Genomic DNA, 12,658 nt, shown 5'->3' on the forward strand with positions numbered 1-12,658 from the left:
TCGCCGCTGGGCGAGGCCCGGCCGTGTCAGAGATTGATGATGTACTGCTTGGTGTCGTTCGGGTTCTTGACGAGATCACAGACACTCGCAGTATCGGCCGGCTTGACGTCGGAGTAACTCTCCAGCACCGACCATTTGCGGTCCTTCACCTCGGCGAGGAACGCGTTGCGGGTGGTGTGATGGGTCGGCTTGTCCAACGCGACCTTGCCGCTCGGGCCGTCGAAAGCGATTCCGTCCTCCAGAGCCGCGATCACCTTCATGCGATCGATACTGGCGGCTTTCTTCACGCCGGCGGCCCAAAGCATGACGCCCTCGTAGGTGCAGGCAGCCAGCTCGCTGACATAGGGCGAGTCGGGATGGGCCTTCTTGATCTTCTCGACGAAGCTCTTCGAGGCCGGCGTGGTCAGCTCTTCGAAGTAGCCGTAGGCGCCGAGAATGGAATCGCTCTCGGCCGCATCGAGCGTGGTCGGCTCGTTGACGAGGCCGAAAGTGGTCGACGCGATCGGGATCTTGCTCTTCATGCCAGCGGAGGTCCATTGCCGGTAGAAGGCAGTGTGATTGCCGCCGACCAATGCCGACAGGATGAGGTCGGGCTTTGCCGCCTGGATCTTCGAGATGGTCGTGCCGAAATTGGTGACATCGAGCGGGAAGAAGTCAGTCGACAGCACCTCGCCGCCATTGTCCTTGACGTATTTCGTCATCCACTTTGCGGTGATCTGGCCATAATTGTAGTCGGCGGCGATGATGTAGGCCTTCTTGCCCGCTTTCTTCATTGCGCTCGGGACGAGCTTTTCCACGGTCTGGGCGGGCGTCGTCCCCGTGCAGAAAGTATTGCGATCGCAAACACCGCCCTCGTAGAGAACGTTGTAGAAGTACAGCACCTTGAAACGATCAAAGGTCGGACGCACCGCCTCGCGCGAAGCCGAAGTGATGCCGCCATGAACGACATCGACCTTGTCTTTCACCGCAAGTTGCTGAGCAAATTGCGAGTACATCTGAATATTAGATTGCGTGTCGTAGTGGATGACCTTCAACGGTCGGCCCAACAATCCGCCGCCAGCGTTGATCTCATCGACCGCAAGCTGCAGCGCATAGACCATCGGCGTGCCGGACGCTGCGATCGGACCAGATTGGTCGTGCAGGCTGCCAACGACGATCGGATTTTCTGCGCCGAACGCGCCGGAACGAAAAACTGCTGGCGCAGCAATCAACGTCGTCGTTGCAATAGCTGAGCGCTGCAGGAAGCGACGGCGAGAGAAAGTCATAAAGGTCCCCATCAGTTCTTGAGATGGAAAATATTAAGAATACAATATTTGAAAAAGCAAGCGATTTATCGCCGCGCGATGATGGAGAAATCGTACCCGTCGAGCTGCGCCAGATAGATGGGATGACGACCGCCGACCACCGATTGCGCCAAATCGCCTCGTGCCGTGCGCCGCTGGAACGTCCTTCCGTACAGGCGCGTCAATTTGCGCGCATCGAGGCTGGCGGCTTCCTCGATCAAGGACGCGAGCGAGTAGATGCCCTCGTAGCAGGACTGACCAAAGGCATTCACAGGAGGCGGACTATCGCCGAACGCCGTGTGGTAACGCTCCAGAAACGCGCCATTATTGCGGGAGCGGATCGATCCATAATAGCTCGATGCGGCGTAGAGATTCTCGGTTTCGTTCAAGCCGAGACCGTACGCTACGGTCTCGTCGACCGCCGAGGAAAATCGCAGCACACGCGGGCTCAACCCTGCCGCATAGAAGGCCCGATTGAATGCGATGCAATCGCCGCCAAGGAAATACGGAAGAACAACGTCCGAGCGCGTTGCCTTGATCCGCTCCAGTATCTCGTCGAAGTCATGTTTGCCAACAGGCAGATAGTATTCACCCATGACCGCGCCGCCAAAGCGGGTGATCAATGCACGCGCAATCTGAAGGGATGAACGAGGCCATACGTAATCATTGCCGCAAAGAAAATAGCGGCGCGCACGCCTCGTTTCCGAGAGCCACTGAACCGCTGGAGCAAGCAACTCTTCGGCTGTCTCACCGGTCGCCATGACGTCCAGCGTCGATGAGCGGCCCTCGAACTGCGGGGTATATATAAACGGAACGCGACCACCGGCAGCGCGCGCCACGAAATCGCGTGCGAAGCTCGGCAACATCCCGACTATGCCGTCAACACCATCGATTTCGATCGCATCGCGCGCGGCCCGGCCCGCGCTTGGACCGGTTTCTCCGGCGTTCACGACGTGCAATTCAACTGGACGTCGCAGGACGCCGGACATTCCGTTGATCTCGTCGACGGCCAGGCGTCCGCACGCCTCGGCTGACGGGGCCCAAAGCCCCGCAGCGCCGTTCTGCGGTATGAGCAGACATATCCGGACGCTACGCAACGGTGGTGTCTCCGCACTTTCCGTGCACAGAGCACTCACGAATCGTGCCAACGGCAATCCAGTGCCGCTTGAGCCCGTTTCACTACGAAAACACTCGATCTGGAAAGCAACCTGCCCATTTTCGCGGCGCCACCTGATGCACTAGCCGCTTCACTAGGCATTTGCGCTCAAATCTGCTTTTCGCTTGCTCCCTTTTACATTCCAAGGCAAATGTTGAAATATCAAATAATTCGCTGAAGGTGCAACGTGGACCTCCCTGAACTCATCCGAGGTGTGAATCGCCGGCTTGAGCAGATGCTGGAAGCGGAGCTCAAGCCACGAAGCATGTCTCTTCACCAGTACCGCGTGCTCGAGGCGCTGACCGAAAGAAACGGGCTGGCGATGGGCGACCTGGCAACCCGGCTCTTTGTCGATGGTCCAACGCTCACAAAGATCATCGATAGAATGGTCGAGTCGGCGCAGGTCTATCGCGCTCCCGATCCACATGACCGGCGCAGGGTCCTGATTTTCCTCTCGCAGCGAGGCGCAGCGCAATTCAAGGATATCGGCCCACTCATCAAGTCCATTCAGCAGGACGTTCTGGACAGGCTCGGCGCATCGGATGCCGCAGCTTTGACGAACCTGCTTTCGGAGCTGCTTAGCGACCGCATTGGTACGCATCCATATCCTGTTCGCGGGCGTGAAGCACTGAACTACGAATGATGGCTCTCGCCCACGGGCAGCTTCGCGGCCGCGGCATGCAATCCGACCCCACTAACCCCGGTCTTTAACATCGTGATCACCAAGGCCACAATTGCGTCGGCGGCATCTGCAATGGCGAGGCCGCCTTGCTGAAGTTTGTCCAATCGGACCTCTGCTCGACTTTGATCTCACCGCTGCGTTCGAAACAGTGTTCGGCCCTCGCGCCTTCCACGAAGTGGCCCATCTCTCCACTGAGGAGCGCCAGCGAATCCATCCTGCGCTTCACGGACTGATCGCCGGCGGCGCGAAGGTCGATGCCGGGCAACTGCTGAAAGCGGGCGACGAACTGGAACGCGCAAAAGCCACTGTGATCGAGCGGACGCTTCCATTCGATTTGATTGTCGCACCCACGACTCCCGTCGTGGGTTTTCCGGCGGATCAAGCCGCCCCTGACGAAGGACAGCCCCTGGACATCACGACATACACCGCCATGTTCAATCAGACGGGACAGCCCGCCGCGGTAATTTGCGGAGGCTTCGCCGAAAACGGCCTTCCCGTCGGCGTCCAATTCATCGGGCGGCGTCACGAAGATTTCCGAGTTCTACATGCGGCCGCCCTATGCGAAGGCAGATTGGCGTTATCAATCGCTTGGCCCATGTAGTCCGAAGAATAGCTTTCGTGACCTCGCCGGCTCATCAATTGAGCGTTGCTGATAGCGATGAGAGAGGAACGCGGCTGATCCACCCGTCGATTGCCACCTCGCGGGCCGCAGATCGCCGCCATCCTTTTTGTTGATTTATCTGATGCATCCTTCAACCCGGCTCCGCTGACACCCGTCATCAACACGTCCGCAACTGGCAAGACTACTCCTTCGGCTGCGCGATCGATCGCAAGCCCGCCGTTGTGGATGTTGGATATGCAATTCCGTCGCGAATCCCGCGTGCCAGGCCGTGGCAAGCAGGTTACGTAGACGCCGAGGCTGCCGGTTGCCGAAAGACCGGGCCGTTCGCCGATGTATATGATGGAGACCGAGCGGCGCGCGTCGCATTCAGCGGCTTCACGACGGCGTCAACCACCGTCCTGTTGCGGAAACCGAGCGTGGTCCGTGCCGTGCCGAGCCCGCTCAAGACCTCTTTCACCCGACCACGGCCGACGAGATCGCGCGCCACGCCGTCGACGAGCAGCGCATTGTCAACCTACGACGTTCGCCATTCGCGGCGACGGGCCGATGAACCGAGCGCGGGCATCGTCGCGGAGCCAGACCACACGAAAGATCAGATCAGGCTCGACTTGCCGCGGCTGAGAACTTCGCCGGCGCCTTTGTCGCCGACGATCCGTCCCTGCTCGCACACAATTCGCCCGCGGGCGATTGTCGTCACCGGCCATCCCGTGACCTCGAACCCTTCCCATGGCGTGTAGTCCGAGCCGTGATGCAGATCGGCCTGCCGGATGGGCTTCTTCAATTTTGGATCCCAGAGAACGATGTCGGCATCAAAGCCGACGCCGATCGAGCCCTTGCGCGGATAGAGGCCGTAGATGCGGGCGTGGTTGGTCGCTGTCAGCTCAACGAACCTTTGCAGGGTGATGCGGCCCTTCGAGACGCCCTCGGAGAACAGGATCGGCAGCCGGGTCTCGACGCCGGGAATGCCGTTCGGCACCCAGCGGAACGAGGTGCGCGCATTCGGCGTCAGCTTGCCCTTCGGATCGTCGTAGCGGAACGGACAGTGGTCGGACGAGAAGGTCTGGAACACGCCTGATGTGATGCCCTCCCAGATCGCCTGCTGGCTCTCGACATCTCGCGGCGGCGGCGAGCAGACGTATTTCGCGCCCGTGATGTCCATGTTCAGGCCCTTCATGTCGTCGGCCGTCAGCGTGATGTATTGGGGGCAGGTCTCCGCATGCACCGGCAATCCGCGCAGCTGGGCCCAGCGCACCTGCTCCATCGCCTCGCGCCCGGAGACGTGCACGATCATGATGGGCACGCCGACGATCTCGGCATGGCTGATGGCACGATGCGTCGCCTCGCGCTCGACGGCCTGGGGCCGCGAGGTGCCGTGGTAATAGGGCGCGATGTGGCCCTCGCGCTCCAGCTTGCTGGTGAGGAAGCGGATGGCGTCATAGCCCTCGCAATGAACCATCACCAGCGCCTCCTCGCGGCGCGCGACGTCGAAGACTTCGAGCAACTGCCTGTCGCTGAGCACGAGGTCGTCATAGGTCATGAACACCTTGAAGGAGGTGTAGCCGTCCTTGACCAGAGCCGGCAGTTCCTGCCCGAGCACGACCGCGGTCGGATCGGAGATGATGAGATGGAACGCCGTGTCGATATAGCACTCGCCTTCGGCGAGCTTGCGGTAGGTCTCGACGCAGGTCCGCAGCGAGGTCCCCTTCTCCTGGAGCGCGAAGGGCAGCACCATGGTGTTGCCGCCGGCAGCAGCCGCACGCGTCGCCGAGGCAAAATCGTCGGCCATCACCACATCGGGGCCCGACGGCTGGGAGATGTGGACGTGGCTGTCGATGCCGCCCGGCAGCGCGAGCAGGCCTGTCGCATCGATCTCGCGCACAGCGCCCTCAAGATGATCGGCAATGCCGACGATGCGGCCGTCGCGAATGCCGATATCGGCGCGAAACTCGTCGCTGGCCGTCACGATGGTGCCGCCGCGAATGGCGAGATCGAGCTGCGTCACATGAGTCTCCGTCACTTGATGACTGGCACCGTCTGGAAGATCCGACCCCATTGCTCGAGGACCGTGTTGTCACCGCCGGCGAGGCCGAGCGTCCGCCACAACGTGACCGCCACCGAATCCAGCACGGCGATGTTCAACTCCCGTTCGAGCGAGGCGGCCAGTTCGGCTCCGTCGAGATTGGTGCAGAGGATAACGACGGCATCGGCGCCGTCGGCCACCACCGAGCGGATCATGTCGCCGATCGTGGCAGGTGCGACCTCGCCAAAGGAGAAATTGTCACGGAGACCGAGATGCCGCTCTGCGTGCGGCGCAACTCCCTCCCCGGCCCAGACACCGGCGATCCGTCGCTGTACGTCATCGGTATAGGGCGAGACCAGTCCGACACGTTTTGCGCCGAGCGCGCGGGCGGCGTCGATGCATGCGAGCGTGGACGTCGTCGCCGGGACACCCGTGCGCGCCGTGATCGCTTCGCACAGGCTTCTGTCGCGGCTGATCCCGAGCCAGCTCGCCGAGGTGCCGTTCCAGGCGATGGCGTCGATCTTGGCATCGGCCAGCAATTCCGCGGCCGGAAGCATCACGGATGCATCGAACTGGCTCAGCGCGGCAGCGTCGAGCGCAATCTCGGTGACGCGGAAGCGCGAAAAATGTGCGGTGACGCCGGGAGCGCCGGCCAGCATGGCGCTGGTGACGGGCTCGAGCACCGAGTTGGAGGACGGCGTGATCATGCCGAGACGCTTGCGCATAGCCATACCTTACGACGCCTGCGCAAGGCGCGTCGACTCCTCCCGGATCAAGGCCAGGATGTGGCGCTTGGCGTCGTTGAACTCGGGGCTGGTGATATCGCGCGGGCGCGGCAGGTCGAAATTGACGGCCTCGCGGATCCGGCCCGGCCGCCTGGTCATCACCACGATCTTGTTGCCGAGCACCAGCGCCTCGTCGACACTGTGGGTGACGAACACGATGGTGCAGCGGCGCTTCTGCCAGATCGCGACCAGTTCCTCCTGCATTTCGAGCTTGGTCTGGGCATCCAGCGCCGCGAACGGCTCGTCCATCAGGATCACGCTCGGGTTCATCAGGAGTGCACGGGCAATGCCGACGCGCTGATTCATGCCGCCCGACATTTCGGAGGGATGATGATGCTCGAAACCGCGCAGGCCGACGAGATCGATGAACTCCATGGCGCGCTGGTGCCGCTCGGCCTTGGCGACGCCCTTGAGCTTGAGATGGAAAGCGATGTTGTCGATTGCCGTCAGCCACGGCATCAGGGTCGGCTGCTGGAACACCACGCCACGGTCCGAACCGGGCCGCTCTACCTGCTTGCCATCCACCAGCGTGCGGCCGGAGGTCGCGTGCTCGAAGCCGGCGATGATGTTGAGGAGGGTCGACTTGCCACAACCGGACGGGCCGAGCAGACAGACGAAATCATTGGCCTCGATGTCGAGATTGATGTTGTCCAGCGTCAGCAGGTCGCGGCCGCGCCGCTTGTCGGAAAACACCTTGACGATGTTGCGAAGCTCGATTGCCGCCATCAGCCCGCCCTACCCTGCACGGTGGTGGTCTGCTGCCAGCGCAGCGTGCGCGCCATGATCGCCTTGAGGCCGAGGTCGGAGAGATAGCCGAGCAGCCCGATCGAGATCATCGCAGCCAACACGATATCGTAGCGCAGGAAATAGTAGGAATCCCATAAGACGTAGCCGAGGCCGCTTTTCACTGCGACCATCTCGGCCGTGACCGTCAGCATCCAGGCCGAGCCGACCGCGATGCGCAGGCCGGCGAAGATCGAGGGCAGCGCCGCCGGCAGCACGATGTCGGTCAGCATCTGCCGTCCGTTCGCGCCCATCATCGCGCCGGCGCGCACGAGATTGTGGTCCACAGTCTTGACGCCATGGATGCTGTTCATCAGCACCGGAAAGAATGCGCCGAGGAAGACCAGGAAGATCGCCGGCTTGTCGGCGATCCCGAACCAGATGATCGCGAGCGGAATCCAGGACACCGGCGGGATCGGACGCAGCATCTGCAGCGTCGGCTCCAGCGTCTTCTCGAACAGGCGCGACCAGCCGATCGCGACCCCCGCGAGGATACCGAGCGCACTTGCCAGCGCAAACCCGCCAAACACGCGAAGAGCGCTGGCGAGCGCATCACGCAGCCAATGGCCGGAATAGGTCTGCGTGGTCTCGTCGAAGCCGAACACCCAGTCGCCGAGGGCATGCAGCACCGCGCTCGGCGCCGGCAGCAGCGCGGGCGGAAGCATGCCGCTGCGAGCAAATGCCTCCCAGCCCGCGATCAGCAGCGCGGGAACGACGAGGCGCTCCAGGCCCTGAAACGCCCGCATCGGCCGAAACGCCGGCTTGGCCGGCGAGACGTCAGTAACCGAGGTCATTCTTGGCCTTTCCGGTGGCCTGCTCCAGGAACGAATAGTCCATGTTCTTCTCCGCTTCTGCGGACACGTCCTTCGAAATGTACTTGAGGTCGCGCATCATCGCCGCGATCGCCAGCGTCTGCGGACGATGGATCGCTGGATCGGGTGATGCATTCTTCAGTGCCTCGGTCGCCACCGTCTTGTCGAGGCCAGTGAGCTTGTTGATGACCTCGACCCACGGTCCCTTGTCGGCGATCAGCTTGTTGTCGAGCTCGACCACCGCGCTGACGACGCCCTGGACGCCGGCGCGCCGGCTCGCGATCACGTCGGAACGGGTGACGATGAGGTTCGTGAGATTCCCAGCAGCCTGTTCATACGGCAGCACGAAGTGTTTGCCAGCGCCGGCGAGCCGGATCTGCGAGGCAAACGGCTCGACCGAGCAGATCATGTCGACCTCGCCGCGCTGGAGCGCTGCGAGATGGTCGGACGGATTGGGAATGTTGATGAATTGAATGTCCTTGTTGGGGTCGACCCCCTGCTTGAGGAACGCGCCGCGCATGTGGATGTCCTGCGCGTTGCCGCGGGACGCAGCAACCTTGAGCGGCTGGCCGTCGCTCTTCGCCTTCGCGACGGTTGCCTTGAACGTGGCCCAGTCTTCGGCCGGCAGGTTCAGCTTCGCGGAGGAGAGACATTCCGAGCCGCCGTTGATCTGGCCCGATACGGCGACGACGTCGAATCCTTTGTCGAGCGCGGTGATGTAGTGGAGGTAGGTGACCTGCGCGACGTCGATGCTCTTCGATACCAGCGCGGTGAGAACGTCATTGCCGGAGTTGAAGCCCGTGGCTTCGACCTCGACGTTCCTGGCCAACCCGGGGACCAACGACATCGGCAGGCAGTGTGCGCATTTGGCGTAACCGAGCTTGATCTTCGCCGTCTGCGCCAAGGCGAGATCGCTTCCGCCAAGCATTGCCGCCATCGCCACGAGGCCCAGTCGCAAACTCGTCCGCATCGCTTACTCCGTTTCGAAGGCGCGAGATCTCGCGCGTCTGGCGCGATCATCGACCGGCCTTTGCGGCAGCGCAACGGAGATTTTGCATGCTGCATACAATTTGCGCGTTGTGCCGTTGTTTTCAGCTAGATGCGTCGGTATTTTAGGCAACTCGAAGGGCCGGAAACGGCTAACATGAATTGAAGCAGTGAGGCACGCGTGCAGCAGAAATCGGATGCGCCGAAGGGACGAAAGTCGCCCAAGCTCAAGCGGATAGGCCTGCATGAGCGCGCCGCCGCGCGGATGCGAACGATGATCATTCGCGGCGAGCTGCCGCCGGGATCGCAAACGCAGGAGACCCGGCTGTCGAAGGAGCTCGGCGTGTCGCGCACCCCGTTGCGCGAGGCGATGAAGGTGCTGGCGGCCGAGGGGCTGATCGAGCTTCGCCCCAACCGCAGCCCGCGCATTGCCGATATCGCGGTCGACGGCATCTCGGAATTGTTCGAGGCCCTCGCCGGCATCGAGCGGCTGGCCGCCGAGCTTGCAGCAGAGCGCGCCACCGCGCGCGATCTCGCCCGCCTGCGCACGCTTCAGACTCGGATGGAAGGTCATCACCGCAACGGCAAGCTCGACGACTATTTCGCCATCAACGGCGAGATCCACAACACCATCGTCCGCATGGCCCGCAACACGCCGCTGCGCGAGGCGCACGAGACGCTGATCTCCCGCGCCGAGCGTGCGCGTTACCTCGCGCTCGGCGCCAACAGGCGCTGGAGCAATTCAGTCGACGAGCACGCCGACATTCTCGCCGCACTCGAAGCCCGTGACAGCGACGCGGCAGGCCGCCTGCTCGGCGCTCATGTCCGGCGCACCGGCACCGCGCTACTCGAAGTCCTCGCCGCCCCTCAAATCAAGCAGACGGCGGCCTGACCATGAAGCTGCTGCTGCTCAACCCGAACACCAGCACCGAGGTCACGCGCTTGATGATGGGTGTCGGACAACGCGCGGCCTCCCCCGGGACCGAGCTGATCCCCTGCACCGCGACCCGCGGCGTGCCTTATATCGCGACGCGCACCGAGGCGCAGATCGGCGGCACCATCGCGCTGGAGATGCTGGCCGAGCAGCATCGGAAGGTCGACGCTGCGATCATCGCGGCGTTCGGCGATCCCGGCCTGTTCGCCGCGCGCGAGACCCTCGACATTCCCGTGGTCGGCATGGCGGAAGCCGCGATGCTGACCGCCTGCATGGCCGGACGCCGCTTTGCCATCGTCACCTTCGCTCAGGCGCTGGGGCCCTGGTACGAGGAATGCGTCCGCGCCCATGGGCTGTGGGAGCGCTGCGCCGGCATCCGCATGCTCGATACGCCCTTTCAGGCGATCTCCGAGGTCGGCACCGAGAAGGAAGATGTGCTGGTCAAGCTCGCCCAGCGCGCCATCGTCGAGGACGAGGCGGATGTGCTGATTTTTGCAGGCGCGCCGCTCTCCGGCCTTGCCGAGCGCGTCGCCGACCGGATCCCCGTCCCTGTCGTCGACCAGGTCGTTGCTTCAGTGAAGCAGGCCGAGGCGTTGGTTGCCCTGCGCCTGCGCAAGGCAACGGCAGGCACGTTCCGCCGCCCCGCCGCCAAGCCGACCATTGGCCTCGCCGACGCGCTCGCCGCCCGGCTCGAGCATCGCGACAGCTGATCAGCAAGGCGGCCGGCGATGCGAAAAACCCAGTTCGTTCTCGAGGATACGGCCAAAGGCAAACAAGCGGGATTCGCATCCCGGCGGCGCGATGATCTGGATGCCGAAGGGCAATTCGCTCGTTTCTCGTCGTACCGGCACGGTCAGGACCGGAAAGCCGACCAGCGACACGATGAAAGTGACCGCGAGATAGTCGATCGGCGTCTCCAGTGCCGCTCCGTCAATCGCGGTGACATCGCTGATCTCGTTTGGCCAGGGAAAGACCGATGCCGCCGGCGCGACCAGGAAATCGGCGCGGGTGAAAAGCTCGCAAAAGCTCCGATAGATCGCAGTGCGGCGGCGCTCGGCGTTGAGGTAATCGTCGGCCGAGAGGCTTGTACCCGCCTCGATGTTCCAGACCACCGTGGGCGTCAACTCGGCGCGACGCGTCCTAAGCAGCGCACCGTGGCTGTCGGCAATGTGCGCGGCACGCAGCGTGCGGAAGGTCTCGATCGCACCGTTGCAGTCGGGCGAGGACGGCACGACATCGGCAACACGCGCGAGCGCGCCGCAGGCAGCGGCGAAACGGGCGCGGACGTTGCGCGCAACCGGCGCAACACCGAAATCGGGCGTGACGGCGATCCGCGGACGTCCCGCGAGCGGCCGATTGTCATTGCCGACAGCAGTCGAGAGCGGATCGTTCGCATCACCTCCCGCACAGACCGACAGCGAAAGGGCGAGATCATCGACACCGCGGGCGAGAAAACCGTGGGTCGCCAGCATGTCCCAGCCGAGCGGACGGCGTGGCGACGGGATGCGGCCGGGCGTCGGACGGATCGAGGCGACGTCGCAGAAGCTGGCGGGTGTGCGCACCGAGCCGCCGAAATCGGTGCCATGCGCCAGCGGTACCATGCCGGCCGCGACCGCGACAGCAGCGCCACCGGACGATCCGCCGGAGGTCAGCGCGGGATCGAACGGATTGCGTGTCGGCCCGCACAATCTGTTGGTGCAGACCGCACCGAAGCCGAATTCCGGCGTATTGGTCTTGCCCAGAACGACCGCACCGGCGCGACGCAGCCGCGCGACCACGAGATCATCCTCGGCCGGCACATGATCGCGGAACAGAACCGATCCATAGGTGGTCGCAAGCCCCGCGGTGTCGGTGAGATCCTTGATCGCGACAGGCACGCCATGCAGCGGGCCGATCGGCGTGGACGCGGCATCACAGGTTTGCGCTGCACGACGGGCACCGTCGGCATCGACGGTCACGAACGCCGCCAATTGCGCGTCCTGATCCGCGATCCGAGCCAGATAAGCATCGACGACCTCTCGCGAGGACAGCTCGCGCTTCGTGATGGCGCGCGCGATGCTTGTGGCGGAGAGGTCGCAAATCGATGTCATCCGGCCACCATGCCAAAACCCGCGTCGAAAAGCGACAGGCGCGGGCACGAGACTTGCTTTCTCCTCTGGGGTAACGGGAGGCAACACCATGGCTGATGCGCCAAGCGGACGTTCGCTCGTCGTCGATGCGGTCACCCACCGCTATCCGAACGGCGCGCTCGCGGTCGAGAACATCAATCTCGACGTCAAGGGCGGCGAGATCATCGCCCTGCTCGGCCCGTCCGGCTGCGGCAAGACCACCCTGCTGCGCATCATCGCCGGCTTCATCGCGCAGAGCCAGGGCCGCATCATCGTCGGCGATGACATCGTCGATGCGCTGCCGCCGAACAAGCGCGCCGTCGGCATCGTGTTCCAGAATTACGCGCTGTTCCCGCATCTGTCGATCAGCGAAAACGTGGCCTACGGGCTCGCCGCCCGCGGCATGGACAAGGCGACGCGCCGGCGCGAGGCGCAGCGCCTGCTCGAACTGGTGCAGCTTCCGACGATGGCCGAGCGGCTGCCGCG

General features: G+C 63.4%; 14 protein-coding genes. 5 read left to right on the forward strand and 9 right to left on the reverse strand.

All coding sequences use genetic code 11. The features are described 5' to 3' along the window. Window positions 1-26: 26 nt before the first annotated feature. Window positions 27-1,265: an urea ABC transporter substrate-binding protein gene (locus tag IC50_RS05835; protein WP_035701624.1), complete on the reverse strand. Its 1,239-nt coding sequence runs from the start codon at window positions 1,263-1,265 to the stop codon at window positions 27-29. A 65-nt stretch (window positions 1,266-1,330) separates the two neighbouring features. After that, complete coding sequence (locus IC50_RS05840) at window positions 1,331-2,380, reverse strand: substrate-binding domain-containing protein (RefSeq protein WP_035701627.1); 1,050 nt, start codon at window positions 2,378-2,380, stop codon at window positions 1,331-1,333. 246 nt (window positions 2,381-2,626) lie between these two features. On the opposite strand from IC50_RS05840, the gene IC50_RS05845 reads away from it, so the two are divergent. Both IC50_RS05845 and IC50_RS44010 read left to right on the forward strand, forming a co-directional pair. After that, complete coding sequence (locus IC50_RS05845) at window positions 2,627-3,082, forward strand: MarR family winged helix-turn-helix transcriptional regulator (RefSeq protein WP_035701629.1); 456 nt, start codon at window positions 2,627-2,629, stop codon at window positions 3,080-3,082. 346 nt (window positions 3,083-3,428) lie between these two features. Further along, window positions 3,429-3,722, forward strand: coding sequence for an amidase family protein (locus tag IC50_RS44010; RefSeq protein ID WP_440588137.1), 294 nt, complete (start codon window positions 3,429-3,431; stop codon window positions 3,720-3,722). On the opposite strand, the gene IC50_RS38890 is transcribed toward IC50_RS44010, so the two are convergent. The 6 genes from IC50_RS38890 to IC50_RS05875 all read right to left on the reverse strand — a co-directional run bounded on the left by IC50_RS38890 (window position 3,644) and on the right by IC50_RS05875 (window position 9,113). After that, window positions 3,644-4,084 carry an ethanolamine ammonia-lyase light chain EutC gene (locus IC50_RS38890; protein ID WP_081492379.1) on the reverse strand — a complete coding sequence of 147 codons (441 nt, stop codon included), beginning with the start codon at window positions 4,082-4,084 and terminating at the stop codon, window positions 3,644-3,646. The two genes, IC50_RS44010 and IC50_RS38890, sit on opposite strands and share 79 nt — an antisense overlap. 251 nt (window positions 4,085-4,335) lie before the next feature. Then, the gene (gene hydA, locus IC50_RS05855; protein ID WP_085973587.1) at window positions 4,336-5,796 is read right to left on the reverse strand and encodes a dihydropyrimidinase; all 1,461 of its coding nucleotides are present in this window, start codon (window positions 5,794-5,796) and stop codon (window positions 4,336-4,338) included. Continuing rightward, window positions 5,757-6,494, reverse strand: coding sequence for a maleate cis-trans isomerase family protein (locus IC50_RS05860; protein ID WP_035701634.1), 738 nt, complete (start codon window positions 6,492-6,494; stop codon window positions 5,757-5,759). Before IC50_RS05860 ends, hydA begins: the two co-directional genes overlap by 40 nt. A gap of 3 nt (window positions 6,495-6,497) precedes the next feature. After that, window positions 6,498-7,274 carry an ABC transporter ATP-binding protein gene (locus IC50_RS05865; protein ID WP_035701637.1) on the reverse strand — a complete coding sequence of 259 codons (777 nt, stop codon included), beginning with the start codon at window positions 7,272-7,274 and terminating at the stop codon, window positions 6,498-6,500. Next, window positions 7,274-8,125, reverse strand: coding sequence for an ABC transporter permease (locus IC50_RS05870; RefSeq protein WP_035701640.1), 852 nt, complete (start codon window positions 8,123-8,125; stop codon window positions 7,274-7,276). Before IC50_RS05870 ends, IC50_RS05865 begins: the two co-directional genes overlap by 1 nt. Then, a complete protein-coding gene (locus tag IC50_RS05875) occupies window positions 8,109-9,113 on the reverse strand; it encodes an ABC transporter substrate-binding protein (protein WP_035701642.1) in 1,005 nt (334 codons plus the stop codon). The genes IC50_RS05870 and IC50_RS05875 overlap by 17 nt, the downstream gene beginning before the upstream one ends. 198 nt (window positions 9,114-9,311) lie before the next feature. Here IC50_RS05875 and IC50_RS05880 point away from each other — a divergent pair, with 198 nt between their 5' ends. Beyond that, window positions 9,312-10,022, forward strand: a complete 711-nt coding sequence (locus IC50_RS05880; protein WP_081492380.1) for a GntR family transcriptional regulator — start codon at window positions 9,312-9,314, stop codon at window positions 10,020-10,022. A 2-nt stretch (window positions 10,023-10,024) separates the two neighbouring features. Beyond that, window positions 10,025-10,774 (forward strand): aspartate/glutamate racemase family protein, encoded by a 750-nt coding sequence (locus IC50_RS05885; protein ID WP_035701643.1) that lies wholly within the window; start codon window positions 10,025-10,027, stop codon window positions 10,772-10,774. Here the strand turns inward: IC50_RS05885 and IC50_RS05890 are convergent, their stop codons facing one another. After that, entirely contained in the window at window positions 10,775-12,154 is a 1,380-nt protein-coding gene (locus tag IC50_RS05890) for an amidase (protein ID WP_035701645.1), read from the reverse strand. It abuts the gene before it with no gap. An 88-nt stretch (window positions 12,155-12,242) separates the two neighbouring features. Between IC50_RS05890 and IC50_RS05895 the strand changes: the two genes are divergently transcribed. Then, a partial coding sequence (locus tag IC50_RS05895) for an ABC transporter ATP-binding protein (protein WP_035701647.1) occupies window positions 12,243-12,658 on the forward strand: 416 nt, incomplete at its 3' end.

This window comes from Bradyrhizobium genomosp. I (2014) (genome assembly GCF_000261685.1).
Taxonomy (GTDB): Bacteria; Pseudomonadota; Alphaproteobacteria; order Rhizobiales; family Xanthobacteraceae; genus Bradyrhizobium.